Source organism: Burkholderia theae, assembly GCF_048565265.1.
Classification (GTDB): domain Bacteria; phylum Pseudomonadota; class Gammaproteobacteria; order Burkholderiales; family Burkholderiaceae; genus Burkholderia; species Burkholderia theae.
This window is the reverse complement of record NZ_CP183461.1, coordinates 1497953-1516250: the sequence shown is the minus strand read 5'-3', so window position 1 is coordinate 1516250 and position 18298 is coordinate 1497953. Positions and strand designations below refer to the sequence as shown.

Annotated in this window: 18 protein-coding genes; 6 read left to right on the top strand and 12 right to left on the bottom strand. The window is 68.5% G+C overall.

What is annotated here, in order from left to right; genetic code table 11:
• Positions 1-36: 36 nt before the first annotated feature.
• On the bottom strand, positions 37-801 hold the full coding sequence (locus ACN22W_RS07080) for a hypothetical protein (protein ID WP_419686982.1): 765 nt from the start codon (positions 799-801) through the stop codon (positions 37-39).
• A gap of 121 nt (positions 802-922) precedes the next feature.
• On the opposite strand from ACN22W_RS07080, the gene ACN22W_RS07075 reads away from it, so the two are divergent.
• The 3 genes from ACN22W_RS07075 to ACN22W_RS07065 all read left to right on the top strand — a co-directional run bounded on the left by ACN22W_RS07075 (position 923) and on the right by ACN22W_RS07065 (position 3705).
• Positions 923-1720, top strand: coding sequence for a response regulator transcription factor (locus ACN22W_RS07075; protein ID WP_419686981.1), 798 nt, complete (start codon positions 923-925; stop codon positions 1718-1720).
• A gap of 91 nt (positions 1721-1811) precedes the next feature.
• Positions 1812-2639 carry a response regulator transcription factor gene (locus ACN22W_RS07070; RefSeq protein ID WP_419686979.1) on the top strand — a complete coding sequence of 276 codons (828 nt, stop codon included), beginning with the start codon at positions 1812-1814 and terminating at the stop codon, positions 2637-2639.
• A gap of 244 nt (positions 2640-2883) precedes the next feature.
• On the top strand, positions 2884-3705 hold the full coding sequence (locus tag ACN22W_RS07065; protein WP_419686978.1) for a carbon-nitrogen hydrolase family protein: 822 nt from the start codon (positions 2884-2886) through the stop codon (positions 3703-3705).
• Between the two features lie 28 nt (positions 3706-3733).
• Here the strand turns inward: ACN22W_RS07065 and ACN22W_RS07060 are convergent, their stop codons facing one another.
• From ACN22W_RS07060 to ACN22W_RS07050, 3 genes are read right to left on the bottom strand one after another with little or no spacing between them, the layout of a single operon-like run.
• A complete protein-coding gene (locus tag ACN22W_RS07060; protein ID WP_419686977.1) occupies positions 3734-4045 on the bottom strand; it encodes an AtuA-related protein in 312 nt (103 codons plus the stop codon).
• Entirely contained in the window at positions 4045-5403 is a 1359-nt protein-coding gene (locus tag ACN22W_RS07055; protein WP_419686975.1) for an acyclic terpene utilization AtuA family protein, read from the bottom strand. The genes ACN22W_RS07060 and ACN22W_RS07055 overlap by 1 nt, the downstream gene beginning before the upstream one ends.
• 39 nt (positions 5404-5442) lie before the next feature.
• Entirely contained in the window at positions 5443-6741 is a 1299-nt protein-coding gene (locus ACN22W_RS07050; protein WP_419686973.1) for a CitMHS family transporter, read from the bottom strand.
• A gap of 97 nt (positions 6742-6838) precedes the next feature.
• Between ACN22W_RS07050 and ACN22W_RS07045 the strand changes: the two genes are divergently transcribed.
• Positions 6839-7735, top strand: coding sequence for a LysR family transcriptional regulator (locus tag ACN22W_RS07045; protein WP_419686971.1), 897 nt, complete (start codon positions 6839-6841; stop codon positions 7733-7735).
• A gap of 39 nt (positions 7736-7774) precedes the next feature.
• On the opposite strand, the gene ACN22W_RS07040 is transcribed toward ACN22W_RS07045, so the two are convergent.
• Positions 7775-8359, bottom strand: coding sequence for a flavin reductase family protein (locus tag ACN22W_RS07040; RefSeq protein WP_129514295.1), 585 nt, complete (start codon positions 8357-8359; stop codon positions 7775-7777).
• A gap of 132 nt (positions 8360-8491) precedes the next feature.
• Positions 8492-8917 (bottom strand): VOC family protein, encoded by a 426-nt coding sequence (locus ACN22W_RS07035; protein WP_021163061.1) that lies wholly within the window; start codon positions 8915-8917, stop codon positions 8492-8494.
• A gap of 112 nt (positions 8918-9029) precedes the next feature.
• Here ACN22W_RS07035 and ACN22W_RS07030 point away from each other — a divergent pair, with 112 nt between their 5' ends.
• Positions 9030-9920 carry a LysR family transcriptional regulator gene (locus ACN22W_RS07030; protein ID WP_129514294.1) on the top strand — a complete coding sequence of 297 codons (891 nt, stop codon included), beginning with the start codon at positions 9030-9032 and terminating at the stop codon, positions 9918-9920.
• A gap of 34 nt (positions 9921-9954) precedes the next feature.
• Here ACN22W_RS07030 and ACN22W_RS07025 read toward each other — a convergent pair whose 3' ends face one another.
• The 4 genes from ACN22W_RS07025 to ACN22W_RS07010 are packed head-to-tail and all read right to left on the bottom strand — an operon-like array spanning position 9955 to position 14908.
• Positions 9955-10722: a hypothetical protein gene (locus ACN22W_RS07025; RefSeq protein WP_419686969.1), complete on the bottom strand. Its 768-nt coding sequence runs from the start codon at positions 10720-10722 to the stop codon at positions 9955-9957.
• A gap of 55 nt (positions 10723-10777) precedes the next feature.
• The gene (locus ACN22W_RS07020) at positions 10778-13354 is read right to left on the bottom strand and encodes a TonB-dependent siderophore receptor (RefSeq protein WP_419686968.1); all 2577 of its coding nucleotides are present in this window, start codon (positions 13352-13354) and stop codon (positions 10778-10780) included.
• 54 nt (positions 13355-13408) lie between these two features.
• On the bottom strand, positions 13409-14395 hold the full coding sequence (locus ACN22W_RS07015) for a FecR domain-containing protein (protein WP_419686966.1): 987 nt from the start codon (positions 14393-14395) through the stop codon (positions 13409-13411).
• 3 nt (positions 14396-14398) lie between these two features.
• Positions 14399-14908: a sigma-70 family RNA polymerase sigma factor gene (locus ACN22W_RS07010; RefSeq protein WP_193098141.1), complete on the bottom strand. Its 510-nt coding sequence runs from the start codon at positions 14906-14908 to the stop codon at positions 14399-14401.
• 556 nt (positions 14909-15464) lie between these two features.
• Between ACN22W_RS07010 and ACN22W_RS07005 the strand changes: the two genes are divergently transcribed.
• Complete coding sequence (locus tag ACN22W_RS07005) at positions 15465-16712, top strand: transglycosylase SLT domain-containing protein (protein WP_419686964.1); 1248 nt, start codon at positions 15465-15467, stop codon at positions 16710-16712.
• Between the two features lie 168 nt (positions 16713-16880).
• On the opposite strand, the gene ACN22W_RS07000 is transcribed toward ACN22W_RS07005, so the two are convergent.
• Both ACN22W_RS07000 and ACN22W_RS06995 read right to left on the bottom strand, forming a co-directional pair.
• A complete protein-coding gene (locus ACN22W_RS07000; RefSeq protein WP_048244387.1) occupies positions 16881-17210 on the bottom strand; it encodes a hypothetical protein in 330 nt (109 codons plus the stop codon).
• 229 nt (positions 17211-17439) lie between these two features.
• Positions 17440-18186 carry a MipA/OmpV family protein gene (locus tag ACN22W_RS06995; RefSeq protein ID WP_419686962.1) on the bottom strand — a complete coding sequence of 249 codons (747 nt, stop codon included), beginning with the start codon at positions 18184-18186 and terminating at the stop codon, positions 17440-17442.
• Positions 18187-18298: the final 112 nt, after the last annotated feature.

Genomic DNA, 18298 nt, shown 5'->3' with positions numbered 1-18298 from the left:
GAACGGCGTGCGGCGAGTGGTAACTGGTGCACGCGATCAGGGTTGCCGGGGCGCGATGCCGGTGCCGTCCGGCTTCAGGCGCGCGGTTTGCACCCACCCTTCGGCAATGCCGCGCGTGCGCGAATTCAGATAGACGACCGACGTGAAACGGCCGTATTCGGCCCGCGCATCGACGCGGTCGTGCTCGACGATGAACAGCCCGTCGATCCGGCAGGCGTCGTCCGGCGCGGAAAAGAACGGCAGACGCCCCTTGCCGGTCACGACGCGCCCCGCGTCGCTGCCCATCACGACATCACCCTGCGCTTGCGCGCGGCGGTTCAGCGCGTCGCAATCGACGGCGCTGTGCGCGGGCGCGGCCGGCGTGGCCGGCGCCGCACACGCCGACACGAAGCGCGACAGCGCGCGCCGGTTGATCGCCAGCACGTCCGGCCGGTCGGGATCGCGCGTGACGTCGAGCGCGCGCATCGCATGCGTGTCGAGCGTCACCCAGCCGATCGTCGCGTCCTCGTTGGGCGTGCCCGGATGATCGGGCGTGACGAACAGGCGGACGCGGTAGACGTCGCCGTCACGCTCGTCGACGTCGGCACGGATTGCGCGCCGGTCCATCGCGGTCTGCCGCAGCGCCGGCACGATCAGTTGCGTCAATTGCTCGCTGCACGACGCCGGCGGCGCGGCGACGGCCGACTGCGCGGCCACCGCGCCCAGACACGCCAGCGCGACGCGCGCGGCAACGGCCGCGAACCGGCGACGCCGCACGGCCTCGCCATTCGCGCCGGCCGGCGTTACGATCTCGTTCTTCATTCCAGGATCCGGTGATGCGCGCGGCCCCTGCCGCGCGTGCGGAAACGTGCCCGCGAGCCCGTAGCGTACACGCACGGCGCGGCATCGCAAACGCATCGGCCGGCCCGACACGGACACACGCATGAACCTCACGTTGCAGGACGTCGCATGGCACCGGTCGGTCGGACGGCTCATCGAGTCGCTCGACCAGCCGGGCTTCTGGTTGTCGCTGATCCGGTTGATCGAGGAATACGTCGAAGTCGACAGCTGGGTCGCGCTGATGTTCTGCGACGGCCGCCCGCAGGTGTTCGCCGAATGCCCGTACGAAGGCGGCGGCCCCGATCCGCTGTACCGCGATTACGTGCAGGGCCTGTACCTGCTGGACCCGTTCTACATCGCGAACCGCGACGCGCCGAAGAGCGGCCTGTTCCGGCTGTCCGACGTCGCGCCCGAGTGCTTTCGCGACACGGAGTACTACACGCTCTATTTCACGCACAACGTCGTCGAGGACGAGGTGCAGTTCAACGTCGTGCTCGACGACACGCGCACGCTGTGCCTGTCGCTCGGCAGCAAGCGACGCTTCAGCCCCGAACAGGTGGCCTTGCTCGACCTGGTGCGCCCCTGGGTGGCCGGACTGATGCGCCAGCGCCTCGCGTACGAGCGCACGCCCGCCGAACCCGCGCCGCCGCGCCGGGCCGGTGCCGGTGCGCAGGACGGCTTCGAGCACGCGATGGCGCGGCTCGGCACGCCGCTCACCGCGCGCGAGCTCGACGTGATCCGGCTGATCCTGAGCGGCCGCTCGAACAAGGAAGTCGCGATCAAGCCGGCGATTTCGGCGGAAACGGTCAAGGTGCACCGGCGCAACATCTACGCGAAGCTCGCGATCAATTCGCAGTCGGAGCTGTTTTCGCTGTTCCTGAAGGCGCAGACCGATGCGTGATGCGGGGCGCAGACGCGGGCAATCCCCGGCTGACGTCCGCGCGCCGCTCGCGTAAGGTCCGCGTATCGTTCAGCCTCCCGGGCACCCCGCGATGCACCTCTCTCCACCCGCTTCACCCGGCCACGGCGGCCCTGTCATCGGCGTGCGGCCGCAGACGCTCGGCAATGCGATCCGGGCGGCCGGCACTGCCGGATTCGCCAACGCCGTCGCCCGCTTCGTCAACGAGAGCCTCGTCACCGACGCGATCCACCTCGAACGCTGGCGGCCCGACCCGGGCGCCGCGTCGGGTTATCTGATCGAATGGCTCGGGAGCTGGGGCGACCGGTATCAGGAGCTGTGCGCGCTGATGGATGCGTACTATCTGGATTTCTGGCAAACCGATCCGCTCATCCAGCCGGTGCGCGGCACGACCGGCACGCTGCTGCTGCAGCGGCACGTCGGCGGCCTGCCCGACGGCGATTTCCGCCGGCGCTTCTTCGACGAACAGCGCGTCACGCAGGAATGCATGCTCGTGCACGGCAATGCGAACGTCCAGTATGCGCTGTCGGTCACGCGCTCGGCCGGCCAGGCCGCATTCAGCCGCGACGAGCTGTTCCACCTGCGGCAGATGGCCGACCTGCTGTTCCCGCTGCTCGAAATGCATGCGCGCTCGTGCGCCGCGCGCCGCATCGCGCCGGCGGCCGGCCACGCGCCGTCGCATCACGGCTTCGACGCGCGCATCGCGCGCCAGGACGTGCGCCTGTCGCGCCGCGAGCAGGAAATCTGCAAGCTGCTGCTGAGCGGCCGCTCGGTGCCGGAAGCCGCAACCCTGCTCGACATCCGCCACTCGACCGCCGAAACCTACGTGAAGCGCGCGTTCGCGAAGCTCGGCGTGCGCACGCGCAGCGAGCTGTTCGACTGGGCGCTGATCGACGGCTAAGCGTTTCGCGCGCCGTCCGGGCGTCCTTGCGGATTCAGTCGGTGCTCGCCCTTTCACGACACTCTCCGGCAGCCACTGATTTCCGTATCCGGTCACGCTCCCGTCGGTATCTCTCGCGAGTTCAATACCCCCGACGGGTTAACGCATCGGCGGGATGGGAATCCGTAAGGATCAGCGCATACTAGGCCCTGTTTCCAACCGCTCCGCCGCGTGCCGCGACGGGCCACTGCCACCGAATTCACCCATGAAACTGAAGCTCGACATCGTCCAGCTCGCCGGCCGCGACGGCGACACGCACTACAACCTGCAGCGCACGCTCGACGCGATCGCGACCTGCGCGCCCGGCACCGACATCGTGATGTTTCCGGAAGCGCAGCTCACGGGCTTCCTCGATCCGTCCAATCTCGCCGAAGTCGCCGAGCCGCTCGACGGCCCGAGCATCGCCGCGGTCATCGCGGCCGCGCGGGCGCGCAACGTCGCCGTCGTGGTCGGGCTGATCGAGAACGATGGCGGGCGCTTCTACAACACGACCGTGTTCGTCACGCCGGACGGCATCGCGCTGCGCTATCGCAAGACGCATCTGTGGGTCAGCGAGCATGGCGTCGTGCTGCCCGGCGATCGTTACGCGACGATCGAATGGCGCGGCGTGCGGATCGGCCTGCTGATCTGCTACGACAGCGAATTCCCGGAAACCGGCCGTGCGCTCGCCGAACTCGGCGCGCAGCTGATCCTCGTGACCGACGGCAACATGGAGCCGTACCGCTACGTCCACCGCACGTCGGCATCGGCGCGCGCGATGGAGAACCAGGTGTTCGCGGTGGTCGCCAATCGCGTCGGCGACAGCGCGCACGACGTCGTGTTCGCGGGCGGCAGCCTCGCGGTCGATCCGTTCGGCAACGTGATCTTCGAAGCCGGCAACACCGAATCGCGTCACGCGGTCGAACTCGATTTCGACCAGCTCGCCGCATCGCGCGCGGTCTACGACTATCGCCGGGATCAGCGCCTGCACATCGCCGGCGAACGCATCGAGCACGCCAACGGCCTTCGCGAGCTGCTGATTCCGTAAGCGCTCGCCCCGGGGGCGGCGCCATCCGTCACGCCGGGTCGGGCACGTCGATCGCCAGCAGCGCCGAACTGACCGACTTGCCGTGCGCATCGAGTGCAAGCGAGCGCGTCACGCCGCCGCCGAGCGCGTCGCGCATCACGAAGTTGAATGCGCCGAGCGCCGGCAATTCGTAACGCACGACGTCACCGCGCACGATGCCCGCGAGCCATGCCTTCACCGCATCCGCATCCAGATGCGCGCGCAGATGGTCGTAATGTCGCGGATCGCGGCAGATGACCGATACGTTCAGCGTATTGCCCTTGTCGCCGGTGCGCGCATGCGCGAGTTCACGCAGTTGCATCAAACCTCCACGAATGAGAACGACGGCGTCACGGCCGCGCGCGGCAGCAGCACCGACTGCACGGCGATCACCTCGCGCGTCGACTTGAACGCGCCGCCGCCGCCGGCCGGCCCGTTCGTATAAAGCGTCTCGACTTCATTGCCGATCCGCGCCGCTTCGTCGGCGCTCGCCGCGCGGCCGGCCACCCGGACCCGCACCTCGGCCGGCTCACCGCGCACGGCCGGCGTCGCGTCGCCATACAGCGAATCGACGCCGATCAGGTCGAAGCGCAATTCGGTCGCGGCGACGCCGGTCAGCACCAACCGCTCGCGGACGATGTCGAGCGCGAGACGCGCGCGTTCGAGCGCGCCCGGGCCGCCGTACGAGATCTGGCCTTCGCCGATATAGCCGTCGACATAAGCCACCGACACCTTCAGCGTATCGGGCCGCACGCTACCGCGCCCGCCCGTCACGCGCACGCGGTCCGGCGCCTCCTCGGCGACCGCGACCCGCGTGAAATCCGCGACGACGTCGGGCTGCAGATACCGCGCCGGATCGTGAATCTCGTAGAGCAGTTGTTCCTTGCAGGTCGCCGCGCTCACGCGGCCACCCGCGTGCGGCACCTTCGTGATCACGACCGCGCCGTCGGCCGCGACTTCGCCGATCGGGAACCCGAGCCGCGCGAGGTTCGGCACGTCCTTGTAGCCGGGATCGGCGAAATAACCGCCCGTCACCTGCCCCGCGCATTCGAGCAGATGGCCGACGACCGTCGCCTGCCCGAGCGTGTCCCAATCGTCCATCCGCCAGCCGAACGCGTGAATCAGCGGCGCGGCGAACAGCGACGGATCGGCGACGCGCCCGGTCAGCACGACGTCCGCGCCGGCCGCGAGCGCGTCGACGATCGGCGCGGCGCCGAGGTACGCGTTCGCGGACACGATGCGGTCGCGATACGCGGCGACTTCGTCGCCCGATTCCTCGAAACGAAACGCGCCGCGCAGCACGACGTCGAGCACGTCGTCGCCTTCGACCGCCGCGATTTTCAGCCCCGCGATGCCAAGCGATTGCGCGATCCGTGCGGTACGCTGCGCGGCCGCACGCGGGTTCGCCGCGCCCATGTTCGACACGATGCGCACGCCCTTCGGCACGGCGACCGGCAGCACGGCGCGCATCCGCGCGTCGAGCAGCGGATCGTAGCCGAGCGCCGGGTCCTTGCGCCGCGCCTGCTGCGCGATCGCGATCGTGCGCTCGGCCAGGCATTCGAAGACGAGATAGTCGAGCTGGCCATGTTCGGCGAGTTCGACCGCGGGCTCGATCCGGTCGCCCGAGTAACCGGCGCCCGCGCCGATGCGCACGCGCCGTTCAGGTTGCTTTGCTGTCATGTCCGTACCGTCGTCCGGCGGTTACGCCGCCGGGAAAGATCAAAAAATGCCCAGCACGACGCACGCGATCGTCATCACGATCGAGGCGCCGAACAGCAGCGGGAACGTGAATTTCTGGTGCTCGGCCAGCTCGATGCCGCACAGGCCGACGACGAGGAACGTCGCGGGCGTCAACGGACTGACCGGAAACCCGGTCGTCATCTGCCCGAGCAGCGCGGCCTGCCCGACCTGCACGGCCGGCACGCCGAGCTGGCCGGCCACCTCCGCGATCACGGGCAGCACGCCGAAGTAGAACGAATCGGGATCGAACAGCATGCTGAGCGGCATCGACGCGAGGCCGAGCACCACCGGGATGTGGCCGGCCATCGACGGCGGCACGAAGCCGACCACCGCCTGCGCCATCGCCTTCAGCATCCCGCTGCCCTGCATGATCCCGGTGAACACGCCGGCCGCGAGCAGGATGCCGGCCATCATCAGCGCGGCGCGCGCATGCGCGTCGATTCGCTTCCTCTGCATGTCGACGTCCGGGTAATTCACCATCAGCGCGATGCACAGCCCGACCATGAACATGATCGCGGGCGGGATCTTCTCGCCCATCACGACCATCGTGCCGAGCACCACGAACGTCAGCACGAGGTTGAACCAGAACAGGTGCGGCCGGCGCAGCGCCTGCTCGTCGGGCGTCAGCTCGCGCTTCGGCAGCGGAATCGATGCAGCGTCGCGCGACAGGCCGAGCCGCTTCTCCTCGCGCCGCCCGAGCCAATATGCGACGCCGAACACGAACACGAGCCCGATCGCCTGGACCGGAATCAGCGGGTTGAACAGCGCCGACACCGGCAGGTGCAGCGACGCCGACGCGCGGATCATCGGCCCCGTCCACGGCAGGAAGTTGATGCCCGCGGCCATCGACACCGCGGCGGCCAGCACGCGCCGGTCCATCTTCAGCCGGTCGTACAGCGGCAGCACGGCCGGAATCGTCACGAGAAAACAGACGGCGCCCGAGCCGTCGAGATGGATCAGCAGCGCGAGCAGCGTCGTGCCCATCACGATGCGCGTCGGCCGCGTGCCGACCGCGCGCAGGATGCGGTCGATGATCGGGTCAAGCGTGCCGGCATCGGTGATCGTGCCGAAATACAGGATCGCGAATACGAACATCCCGACGACGGGCGCGAGGCCCTTCAGCCCGTCGATGACGAACTTGCTGGTGTGCAGCCCGAAGCCGCCGATCAGCGACGCGGCGATCGGCACGATGATCAGCGCGACGAGCGGCGACATCCGCTTCGACAGAATCGCGGCCAGCAGCACGACGATCGTGCCAAGCCCGAGTAACGGCAGCATCCGTGTCTCCTACCTTGTCTTTTGTTGGAGACGAGCGTAAGGTCGGCGCAGCGATAGCACAATTGAAATGATTTGATCGCAGCAATCACGAATCGTTATGGATCTGAATCTCCGCGACATCCGCGCGTTCGTCACCGTCGCGCACGCCGGCAACTTCACGCGTGCGGCCGCGCGCCTGCACCTGTCGCAGCCGGCGCTGACCGTGCAGATCCGCCGGCTCGAGGAAATCGTCGGCGCGCGGCTGTTCGACCGCAACAGCCGCAGCGTCGCGCTCACGCAGACCGGGCGCGAACTGCTGCCGCTGCTGCAGCGCTCGCTCGACGACATGGAACGCGTGCTGCGCGATGCGCGCGCGCTCGGCGAAGGCACGAGCGGCACAGTGCGGCTCGCGTGCCTGCCGACCTTCGCGTCCAGCGTGCTGCCGGAGCTGATCCAGTCGTTCCGGCGCGACGTGCCGCGTGCGGGCTTCGAGATCCGCGACGGCGTCGCGAGCCTCGTCACCGCACTCGTGCGCAACGAGGAGGCCGATCTCGGGCTGACGGGCGGCGACGCGTTCGATGCATCGCTGGAGGTGCTGTACGCGGGTGCCGACCGGCTCGTCGCCGTGTGCCCGAAAGACCATCCGCTCGCGCGCCAGCGCCGCGTGACCACCGCCGACGTCGCCAGCGTGCCGCTCGTGCTCACCGCGCAGGGCACGAGCGTGCGCAGCGTCGTCGATGCCGCGCTGGAAGCGGCCGGCTGCACGCCCGACATCGCATGCGAGCCGACCTACATGATGACGGCGGTCGCGATGGTGCGCGGCGGCCTCGGCGTGACGATCCTGCCCGCGACCGCGCGCGAGGTGCGCGCCGAGCCCGAGCTGGTCGCGAAGCCGATCGACGATCCCGCATTCGTGCGGCCGATCGCGCTCGTCACGAAACGCGGACGCACGTTGCCGCGCGTCGCGCAGGCATTCGCCGAAGCAATGCTGGCGGAATTGAAGAAGCGCGCGTGAGCCACGCTCCCTGAGCGGAACCGGAAGATCGCGTGACGCTTACGGCGCGTCCGGATCGACGTGCAGCGATTCGCCGATCGCATAGAAATTACCGCCCGCGATGTAGTGCAGGCTGCGCAGCGCGGGATCGGCCGATTCGAAATACCAGTGGCCATCGCGGAACACGCGCGTGTCGGACCACGCACCGACCACTTCGCCGATGAACAGGTCGTAGGTCTGCTGGTTGTGCGGTTCGGGGATCAGCTTGCACGCGAGCCAGCCCGAGCATCCGGCGACGAACGGCAGGTCGTGGCCGTCGACATCGAACAGCGTGACGCCCGCTTCGCGCAGCTTGTCGGGTCGCTCGGCAAGACTGTGGTTGCCGACCGCGTGCGTGAGCTGCAGTTGCGCGGCCGTCGGCACCTGGATCACGAACGTGCCGCTGCGCTCGACGAGCTCGCGCGTCTTCGCGGACTTGTCGAGCACGACCGTCAGCTTCGGCGGCAGGAAGTCCAGCGCGCACGCCCAGGCCGCGGCCATCACGTTGTCGACGCCGTCGTGGCGGGCCGATACGAGCACGGTCGGCCCGTGGTTGAGGAGACGGTAGGCTTTCTTCAGCTCCACCGGAGCGATGTGACTGTCCATACGGGTTCCTTGGAGAACGGCGCGCACGGACGGAAGCCGTGCGGCGCGGCACCGGCCGGTGCGCGTGCGCGCGGCCCGGCCGAACGCCGCATTCTCGCACCCAATTTCAATCGGCGCTGACGGCCCCGCGCGTCACTTCGCGAACAGCTGGCCGATATCGCGGAACGCCTTGAACTCGAGCGCATTGCCGCACGGATCGAACAGGAACATCGTCGCCTGTTCGCCGACCTGCCCCTGGAACCGCACATACGGCTCGATCACGAACGTCACGCCGAACGACCTCAACCGCTCGGCCAGCGCTTCCCAGCTCGCCCAGTCGAGCACGATCCCGAAGTGCGGCACCGGCACGTCGTGACCGTCGACGGCATTCGTATGCGCGCCTTCCTGCGACGCGGTCTTCGGATGCTCATGGATCACGAGCTGGTGCCCATAGAAGTCGAAGTCGACCCATTGCGCGCTCGAACGCCCCTCTTCCAGCCCGAACACACGGCCGTAGAAATCGCGCGCGGCCGGCAGATCGTAGACCGGAATCGCCAGGTGAAACGGGGAAAGACTCATGGTTGCCTCGTGAAGAAACACGCGCATGGCGCGCGGATCGCACCATGGTAGACAACGCCACGCAAAAATTAAATCAATATATAGTTTTGCAATTCACAAACGGAATTGATGAATGATCCGCGAGCTGAAAACTCTCGTCGCCGTCGCCCGGGAAGGCACGTTCGCCGCGGCCGGCAACCGTATCGGGCTGACGCAGGCCGCCGTGAGCGCGCAGATGCAGCGTCTCGAAGCCGAACTCGGCTTCGCGCTGTTCGACCGGCAAGGCCGCTCGGCCCGTCTCAACGAGATGGGCCATCACGTGCTCGACCAGGCGCAGGCGCTGATCGGCCTGTACGAGAACCTGAGCTCGACCGCGCCCGGCTCGCCGGCCGCCGTGCGCGTGACGATCGGCGCGATCGCGTCGGTGCAGAGCGCGCTGCTGCCGGCCGCGCTGGCCGATTTCCATCGCAGCCACCCCGGCTGCCGGACGCGCGTGATACCGGGACTGTCGATCGAGCTGGTCAACCGGGTCGACGCGGGCGAGATCGACATGGCCGCAATCATCCGGCCGCCGTTTTCGCTGCAGAGCGACCTGCACTGGACGACGCTCGCGCAGGAACCGTTCCGGCTGATCGTGCCGCGCGGCGTGAAGGGCAAGGACTGGGCCGAGCTGCTCGCGACCGAGCCGTTCGTCCGCTACGACCGCGCATCGTTCGGCGGCCGACAGGTCGATCGTTTCCTGCGGAAGATGCACATTGCGGTGCGCGACACCTGCGAACTCGACGAGCTCGACGCGATCGTCAAGCTGGTCGAGAACGGCGTCGGGATCGCAATCGTGCCGCAGACCGCCGTGTATCGCCGCTGGCCGGCCGGCGTGCGCGCGCTCGACCTCGGGCACCACACGTTTCACCGCGACATCGGGCTCGTGCATCGCGCGCGGCGCACGATGTCGGAACCGGCGCAGATGCTGGCCCGGTTGATCGAAGCCGCGTCGCAACGAAGCGCACCGCCGCAAGCAACCTGAGTCGCACGCCCGGCGACGCGGTTGCCGTGGCCGATCAGCGCCGCCCGGCCGCCCAGTCGACGGCCGCATCGAACAGCGCGACGCCGGCCGGCGACAGGTTCACGAACGTGTCGTTGTCGAGGAAGAACATCACGCGGCGCGCCGGCGCGAGCGCTTCGTAGTCCATCGTCGCGCCCTTCTCGTACGCGAAGATCGCGGCCTTGTCGGGCTGACCGTACACGGTCGCGATCGTGATCGCGCCGAGCCCCGGCTTGCCCCAGCTCATCGGCGCCTGCTTGCCGTACACGTTCGTCGCGCCGGCCGGCAGCCCGGCCGAGATCGGATGCGGCGCATTGACGAGCCACAGGTAGCGCTCCTTGCCCGTTTCGCCGAAGTCGACGTCGTGACGCTTGCCCGTCATCGCAAGATCGTCGAGCAGGTCGTTTTCCCACGTCACGAGCGGCTTGTCGAGCGTGCGCCAGCCGGGCCGCACGTTCTTCGACGACACCGTCGACGAGATCACGACCAGGTCGGCATCGCGCGCCGCGTCGGGGCTGGCCGACTCGTCGATCAGGCGCACCGCGTAACCCCGCTCGCCGAGATGCTGGACGATGCGTTCGTCGACCTTCAGGTTCGGGCCGCGCAGTTGCACGAGCATCGCGACGCGCGTGACGGCCTGCGGCGCGTCGGCTGCAAGCGCGGTGGCGGGAACCCCCGCGCCCAGGCCCAGTGCGAGCACCGAGCCCGCGATCGCGCGCAACACGCGGCGCCGCGCGTCGATAGCAACGGCGCGCACGGCGCCGGTCTTCATCTTCCGGTTCATCTGGAGCTTCTCCGAAGCCGCGCGCCGTCGGATCGGCCACGCGGCGATTGCGTGGTCAGAACTGCAGCGTGGTCAGCAGCGACACCTGTCGCGCGTCGCCGATCGCGACGAAATAGCGGTTCGCGCTCGACGGGTAATACGTGCGGTTGAACAGGTTCTTCACGTTGAGCTGGAACGACAGCTTCTGCTTGCCGATCCGCGTGTCGTAGGTGGCGAACGCGTCGGCGAGCACGTACGACGGCAGCGTGAAGCTGTTCGCCGAATCGCCGGGCCGCGCGCCGACGTAGCGCGCCGCCGCGCCGATGCGCAGGTCGTCGCCGCCGACCAGCGTGCCGACGTCGTAGACGGCCGCGAGCGACGCCGTGTGGCGCGCGACGTTCCACAGCTGGTTGCCCGCGTACAGCGGATCCTCGGTCGTCTTCGCATCGATGTACGCATAACTCGCGATCACGTTCACGCGTTCGCCGATCTTGCCCGAGAGGTCAAGCTCGACGCCGCGCGAGCGCGCCTTGCCCGACGTGCGCCAGTCGGTCAGCTTCGTCGCGTCGTTGTACTGCGACACGAGCACGTTCTTCTTGTCGATGTTGAACAGCGCGAGCGTGCCCGTCATCCCGCCCGGCAGGTCGAGCTTGCCGCCCACCTCCCACGCGGTCGCTTCCTCGGGCGGCGTCGCGCCGTCGATGATGTAGCCCGTCATCGGCGCGATCGACGACGACGGCTTCAGCGATTGCGAATAGCTGCCGTACAGCGAGAACGACTCGGTCCACTTGTAGACGACGCCCGCACGCGGCAGCCACTTCGAGCCGCTGAGGTCGGTGTTCGCCTTGAACGGCCGGCCGCGCCCCGCGACCTGGTTGTACGTGATGTAGCGCAAGCCGCCGGACACGATCCACTTGTCGGTCAGGTGGATCGTGTCCTGGACGAACGCCGACGCATCGTGCAGCGTGTCGGTCTGGTCGCTGTCGCTCGCGGACACGGTACTCGACGGCGGCAGCAGCCCGTACACGGGATCGAGATAGCTGAACGGCGTCTTCACGGCCTGTCGCAGCATGTCCTTGCGGTAGATGCGGCGGTACTCGCTGTCAAAGCCGATCTGCACGTCGTGGCGCATCCCCGCGAGCGTCAGCTTGCCGTTCACATAGCCGATCCCGTAGCTGTCGGTGCTGAGCGAACCGTGCGTCGCATCGTTGCTGCGCGACAGCGTGCCCTTCACCGGATCGACGCCCGTCGTGCGCAACTGGTTCGCGTCGTAGGTTTCGCGGTTGTAGCTGTAGCCGAGATGCGCGCTCCAGTCCGCATTGAACTGGTGATCGACGCTCAGTTGGGCGAGATGCGACTCGCCGTCCATGTTGTTGAACGGCTCGTCGAGTCGCCGCCGCGCGGGAATGTCGAGCGGCGCATTGGTGCGCGGGTCGAGCGCGGTGCCGCGATCGAACGGCGAATGGAATTGGCGGTACTCATAGGACACCGCGACCTGCGTATCGCGGCCGTACCACGCGAGCGACGGCGCGACGAAGGTCTGGCGGTTTTCACCGAAGTTGCGCCAGTACTGCTCGTTCGACTGGTCGACGATCAGCCGGTACGCGAGCCGCGAATCGCCGACCGGCCCCGTCGAGTCGAACGTCGCGCTGCCGCCGTTCTTGCCGTGCCCGAACGTCGACGCGCCGAGCGAAATCGCGTTGTAGCGCGTGAGCTGCGGCTGCTTGCTGACCACGTTGACGACGCCGCCCGGATCCATCAGCCCGTACAGCAGCGACGTCGGCCCCTTGAGCACCTCGACGCTGTCGACCGCCGCGTTGAACGAACGCCCCTGCACGATCGGCATCCCGTTGTGCATGATCGAGCCGTCGCGGTTGCCGCCGAAACCGCGCTTCATGATCGTGTCCTGCGTGCCCGCGAGCGTGTTGCCCTGCGTGATGCCGCTCACGTTGCCGAGCGCGTCGTCGAGATTGCGCGGACGCTGGTCGCGCAGCACCTGCGCGGGCACGATGTTGACGGCCTGCGCGGTGTCGAGCAGCGGGATATCCGAGCGCAGCACACCCGCTTCCTTCGGCGGCCGGTAGCTTTCCGCGCGCAGCGCGGTGCTGCGCACGTTGATCGCCGGCAGCTCGGCAGCCGCCGCCGCGCCGGTCGCCGCAGGCCGCGCGGCCGAGCCGTTCGTGCGCATCAGCGTGTAGCCGCCGCCCGGCTGGCGCAGCGCGACGAGCCCGGTGCCCGCCAGCACACGATCGAGTGCGCCGTCGACGTCGAATCGGCCGTGCACGCCACCGCTCGTGAGACCGGCCGTCAGCTCGGCCGGGAACGCGAGCAGGATGCCTGCATCGCGCCCGAACCGGTTCAGCGTCGCTTCGAGCGGGCCGGCCGGAATGTCGAACGCGCGACGCGACGCGCGCTGCGCGGCGGGTGCCGCATCGGCATCGGTGTCGGCCAGCGCGGGCAGCGGCAGCAGCGCCGACAGCAGGACGGCGCCGGCCAGTCGGCGCGCAAGGCGGCCCGGCGCGGCGGGCGCGGCCGGGCGCGATGCGCGCGGCAGATGACGGGCGGGCGCCGGACGGCGCCGATACGTGAGACGGATGGAAACCATGATCGGGGAGTCGGTGGACGATGGGCCAGTGCTGCTTTCACTACCCATGTCACGCGAACATCGAGAAACAGCTCAGGTCGGAGAAAAAAATTTTCGACGCGCTCACGAACGGGCCGGCACGACCGTCGCCCAATAGCGCGTCAGGTAGTCGACGTCGATCGGCAGCGTCGCCTTCAAGGTGTCGAGCACGCGCGCGGGATCGTCGAGCGGATAGGTGCCCGACACGCGCAGGTCGGCCACGGCCGCATCGCAGCGCAGGCTGCCGCGGCGATAACGATCGAGTTCGGCGACGAGGTCGGCCAGCCGCATGCGCGATGCGACGAGCATGCCACCCGTCCACGCGGACGCATACGCATCGAGCGGCGCCGACGCGCCGATCGCGTCGCGCGTGAATTCCGCGCCCTCGCCGGCCGCGATCACGCGCGTGCCGGCCGCCACATCGGCCGGCTGCACGCGCACGGCGCCGGCGAACACCTCGACGCGCGTCGCGCCGTCGCGCTGCCGCACCGCGAAGCGCGTACCGAGCGGTTGCAGCTCGCCTTGCGCGGTCGCGACGACGAGCGGCCGCGCGGGCACGCGATCGTCGTGGCCGCTCGTCACCATGATCGCGCCGCGCAGCAGGTGCAGGCGGCGCGCCATGCCGTCGAAGCGCACGTCGAGCGCCGTGTCGGTATCCAGCACGACGACCGTGCGATCCGCGAGCGTCACCGTGCGCCGCTCGCCGACCGCCGTGCGCAGGTCGGCCGGCCAGATCGCCGCGCGCCGCACCGGATCGGCCATCCACGTGGCGCCGCCCGCGAACAGCAGCACGGCCAGCGTCTTCGCGGCCGCGCGGCGGCGGCCCGCACGCGGCGGCAGCAGCGCCGCGTGCGCGGCCTGCGTGTCGAGCCCGGCCGTCAGCCGGCCGAACCGGCCCTGCATCGCTTCGATATGACGCCACGCCGCGTCGTGCGCGGGATCCTCGGCGCGCCAGCGCGCGAGTGCGGCGGCGAACGCGTCGTCCGTGCGGCCGGCCTGCCGATCGACCCACCATTCGACCGCGCGACGCGCGACCTGCGGCGGCACCGCCGGCGCTTCCGGGGCGGCCATCGGTCAGGCCGCCATCGCGAAGAAGCACTGCGTGCCGGCCTTCACGAGATAACGCTTCACCGTCGCGAGCGACACGCCGAGTTCGCGCGCGATCTCGGCCTGAGTGAGTCCGTCGAGCTGCGCGAGCAGGAACGCGCGCTTCGCCGCGAGCGGCAGCCCGTCGAGCAGCCGGTCGATTTCGAGCAGCGTCTCGAGCACGACGGCCCGCTCTTCCGGCGACGGCGCAACCGCTTCGGGCCGTTGCGCGAGCACGTCGAGATACGCGCGCTCGATCTGCTCGCGCCGCCAGTGGTTGCTCAGCACGCGCTGCGCGACCGTGGTCAGGAACGCACGCGGCTCGTCAGCGCCGATCGGCTCGTCACGCGCGAGCAGGCGCATGAACGTGTCGTGCGCCAGATCGGCCGCGCGGTGCGCGCAACCGAGCTTGCGGCTCAGCCAGCCGCGCAGCCACGCGTGGTGGCCAACATAGAGGGCGTCGATTTCTCGATGGAGAGACAGCTTGTCAGCGGACATGGCCGGGTTCCGGGGTGCGCAGGCGTCGGCGATTTTGTAAATGAGAATGATTATTATATACAAAAGCGGACCGGCGGCCGGGGTTTCGGTGCACGGCGGCTACGGTCGGTCACGCAGACGGCGCACCGGAACCAGGATGCATGACGAAGCCGCAATGACTTCGCGGGGCCCGGACGGCGCGCCGCACGGCCGGTCGAAACCGCGCTTGTCGACCCGGCGGTTTCGGCCGCTCTTTTTATCGCCTTTATCGGTCCGATCGCAAAATTACCGGGCGATTTCCGTCCTGTTCCATTCACCGCCGCTTTCCCGGTACAACTGACGCGATGCGTCAGTTTTCCGAACACCTCACTGCATCGGCATACGCGCGGAATGCCGGCCATTTTTACCGACCAAGCTTCACGGCAACCGGTGATCCGGCGCGATAAAAATGCATGGCGAACTGATGGGCAAATGCAAAGGAAAGTTTGACGCGAGCCATTTGTCTGCTCGCTATGGCAAACTTCGCGTCTCGCGTAATTTCCTTGCACCGGGCGCCCGGATTCCGCCCCATCCTGCCATGCCGCGTCATACCACCCGTTCGATCAGCCGCGAAACGCTGAAAGTCGCCTCGACGATTGCCATGTCGTGCGCGCTGCACGGCGTCGCGCGGGCCGATTGCCTCGACGACGCGGCCGCGTTCCAGCACGTGAGCGTCGCGCTGATGCGCGGCATCGCGCAGGTCGAATCGGGGATGAATCCGAATGCCATCAACACCAATACGAACGGCACGGTCGACATCGGCCTGATGCAGATCAACAGCACGTGGCTGCCGACGCTCGCGCGCGAAGGCATCACGCAACAGAGCCTGTTCGATCCGTGCACGAACGCGTATGTCGGCGCGTGGATCCTGTCGCAGAACATCCGCCAGCTCGGTCCCAACTGGAACGCGATCGGCGCGTACAACTCCGCGTCGCCCGACAAGCGCCTCGCGTATGCGCGCAAGGTCTATGATGCAATCCGGACCATGCCGGATTCGCCGGATACTCCCATGCCCATCCTTCCGCCCTCCTTTACGCCACCGCAGCAGCAACAGGCGTACAACCCGTTCGCGAGCCTGAGCGTGTCCGCGCCGCCGGTCACGCGCGCGCGCACGATCTCGCCGGCCGCACCGCCGCCGCCGCCGCCGCAGGGCGGACCCGCCGGCCCGGCCGGCACGTACAACTTCGGATGGACGGTCACGGGTGCGGACCAGGCAAAACCGACCCAGGTGTTCGACGACGGCGCGCGCATCTACGTGCAGTTCAGCGACATGAAGCACGTGCCGGCGATCTTCACCGAGACGTCGGCCGGGCGCGTGCTGATGTCGTGGGAGCTGCAGTTTCCGTATGCCGTTGTGACACGTCCCGCGCAAACGTTAATCTTCCAGCTCGGGCCGTTTGAGGCGCGCGCGCAGCGTGGCGCGGCCGGGGCTGCAGGGATGAACGCGCAGGCCGGTACGGCGACGCAGCGTCCGGCAACCGCAGGCTCGCCGACGGCTGCGGCCGCAGCGTCGAAGAAGTCCGTCGATGCGGGGACGAATACCGCGGCCAATACGCCCGCCAATGCGGCCGCAAAGCGCACGTCGTCGACCGATGCGCTCTGGTATCTGAACACGCCGTCGACGTCCGGATCGGGATCGACTGCGGCATCGCCGTCGACCGCGAATATTCCCGCCACGCTGCCGACCGCCGTCACGTCGAACACGCCGCCCGCCGCGCCGGTTCCGGCGCCTGCGGCTCAGCCTTCGCGCGTCAGCACGGATGCGCTGTGGTACATCTCGAAGTAACGCGCACGCGATCGCACGCATTGCGCGGCGATCATTTCTCCACGGTCGGCGGCAACTCGGGCGCGTTCATGCCGCCCACTCAAGTTCAGCCGTGCCGCTCTTCCTGAAACACACGCGCGGATAACGCGACGTCGACGACTCCGGTCGCGGAGTCATCACGTCGATCGATCACCCGCGCCGCACCCAGATCACCTTGCCGTCGCGAATGCCGAGATTGCGGCGTTCCTCACGGTAATCCATCGTGCCGGGCAACGCCTTGCCGTCGCGCTCGAGCACACGCCACAGGCAGCCGTCCAGTTGCGCCGCCGCATCGGCCTCGGTCTTGCCGACCAGCGCATCGTCCGGCCCCGCATCCGCCTTGCATGCGTGCGACGCGCCCGCCTGCCCGCCATTCGCCGGCACGCTGCCCGCGTTCGTGTTGTTCCCGTTCATGTCCGCACATCCCGCAAACGTTGCGCTCGCAACCAGTGCCATCATCATCGCGATTGTCTTCTTCATCGGTTTCTCCCTTTCGCGCCCGGCGGAGCATGTGCGGCGTTCCTGGCCGACCGGGCGTTGCATGCATGATCGGTGCCGCGCGTCGCCCGCCGTTTCCGGACAGAGGCCGGCAAGCGAACCGCGGCCTCGCACGCGCCGGCCACGCCGATTCGGCGCGCCGGAGCCGCCTGCATGTTACCGCACGCTGCCCCGCGTGACGGCGCGTGCATGACGATCGCGCCCAACCCGCTCAGAACTTGTAGGTCACGCCCGCGATGCCGAAGTAGTTGCTGCGCGACTGGACGATCGGGCTGTCGCCGTAACGGCCGAGCAGCCGCGTGACGCCGCCGGTCGCGAGCACCGACCAGTGCTGCGACAGGGTCCAGTTCCACGCGACCGCCATCGACGCACTGTCGATCCCGCCGCTCGTCGAATACGGCCGGAACCGGCTCGTCATCGACTGTGCATCGGTCACACCGTAGAACGTCTGCGTATAGCGTCCCGAACCCGCATGCACGGTGCCCGTCACGACGATCTCGTGCTGCGAGGTCTTGAGCACCGGCACCGCGAGATCCATGTGCCCCGATACGCCGCGCGACGTATGCGTCACCGGTGAGTCGATCGTGACGCTCAGTTCCGCCGCATTGAACAGCGTCACGCCCGCGCGCACGCCGACAAGCACCGAGCCCGGAATCCGGCCCATGCCCTTCAGGTAGTCGGAGCCCGGCAGGTCGAAGCGGCTCTCGTCCGCGCGGCCCGCGTCGTAGCTGACGGCCGCCGACACGAACACGCCATGCGGCAGATCCAGCCGGTAGCCGGCGCCCTGCGTGGTGTCGATGAAAAAGCCGTTGCCGAACTTGGCGGAAAACGACGGCGCGACCACGCCGCGATACTGATTGCTGCCCTGGTAGCGCGGCGCGAACCCGCCGCCGAGGGACAGCGAATACTGGTTTTCCGCGTGGGCGGCGGCGGCGAGGGTCAGGCCGGCAAGCGGCATGCAATAGCGGTAGCGGCGGAGTAATGGGCGCACAATATTGAGATAAGAGTGACGGAGCCCGCAGTCTAGGTGCCGCCCTGCGCCAAGACTGTCCAGAATCTGCGGAGAATCT

Excerpts from the sequence above, each read along its gene's own strand:
- ACN22W_RS07080 (WP_419686982.1), bottom strand. The coding sequence starts at position 801 with ATGAAGAACGAGATCGTAACGCCGGCCGGCGCGAATGGCGAGGCCGTG.
- ACN22W_RS07075 (WP_419686981.1), top strand. The coding sequence starts at position 923 with ATGAACCTCACGTTGCAGGACGTCGCATGGCACCGGTCGGTCGGACGG.
- ACN22W_RS07070 (WP_419686979.1), top strand. The coding sequence starts at position 1,812 with ATGCACCTCTCTCCACCCGCTTCACCCGGCCACGGCGGCCCTGTCATC.
- ACN22W_RS07065 (WP_419686978.1), top strand. The coding sequence starts at position 2,884 with ATGAAACTGAAGCTCGACATCGTCCAGCTCGCCGGCCGCGACGGCGAC.
- ACN22W_RS07060 (WP_419686977.1), bottom strand. The coding sequence starts at position 4,045 with ATGCAACTGCGTGAACTCGCGCATGCGCGCACCGGCGACAAGGGCAAT.
- ACN22W_RS07055 (WP_419686975.1), bottom strand. The coding sequence starts at position 5,403 with ATGACAGCAAAGCAACCTGAACGGCGCGTGCGCATCGGCGCGGGCGCC.
- ACN22W_RS07050 (WP_419686973.1), bottom strand. The coding sequence starts at position 6,741 with ATGCTGCCGTTACTCGGGCTTGGCACGATCGTCGTGCTGCTGGCCGCG.
- ACN22W_RS07045 (WP_419686971.1), top strand. The coding sequence starts at position 6,839 with ATGGATCTGAATCTCCGCGACATCCGCGCGTTCGTCACCGTCGCGCAC.
- ACN22W_RS07040 (WP_129514295.1), bottom strand. The coding sequence starts at position 8,359 with ATGGACAGTCACATCGCTCCGGTGGAGCTGAAGAAAGCCTACCGTCTC.
- ACN22W_RS07035 (WP_021163061.1), bottom strand. The coding sequence starts at position 8,917 with ATGAGTCTTTCCCCGTTTCACCTGGCGATTCCGGTCTACGATCTGCCG.
- ACN22W_RS07030 (WP_129514294.1), top strand. The coding sequence starts at position 9,030 with ATGATCCGCGAGCTGAAAACTCTCGTCGCCGTCGCCCGGGAAGGCACG.
- ACN22W_RS07025 (WP_419686969.1), bottom strand. The coding sequence starts at position 10,722 with ATGAACCGGAAGATGAAGACCGGCGCCGTGCGCGCCGTTGCTATCGAC.
- ACN22W_RS07020 (WP_419686968.1), bottom strand. The coding sequence starts at position 13,354 with ATGGGTAGTGAAAGCAGCACTGGCCCATCGTCCACCGACTCCCCGATC.
- ACN22W_RS07015 (WP_419686966.1), bottom strand. The coding sequence starts at position 14,395 with ATGGCCGCCCCGGAAGCGCCGGCGGTGCCGCCGCAGGTCGCGCGTCGC.
- ACN22W_RS07010 (WP_193098141.1), bottom strand. The coding sequence starts at position 14,908 with ATGTCCGCTGACAAGCTGTCTCTCCATCGAGAAATCGACGCCCTCTAT.
- ACN22W_RS07005 (WP_419686964.1), top strand. The coding sequence starts at position 15,465 with ATGCCGCGTCATACCACCCGTTCGATCAGCCGCGAAACGCTGAAAGTC.
- ACN22W_RS07000 (WP_048244387.1), bottom strand. The coding sequence starts at position 17,210 with ATGAAGAAGACAATCGCGATGATGATGGCACTGGTTGCGAGCGCAACG.
- ACN22W_RS06995 (WP_419686962.1), bottom strand. The coding sequence starts at position 18,186 with ATGCCGCTTGCCGGCCTGACCCTCGCCGCCGCCGCCCACGCGGAAAAC.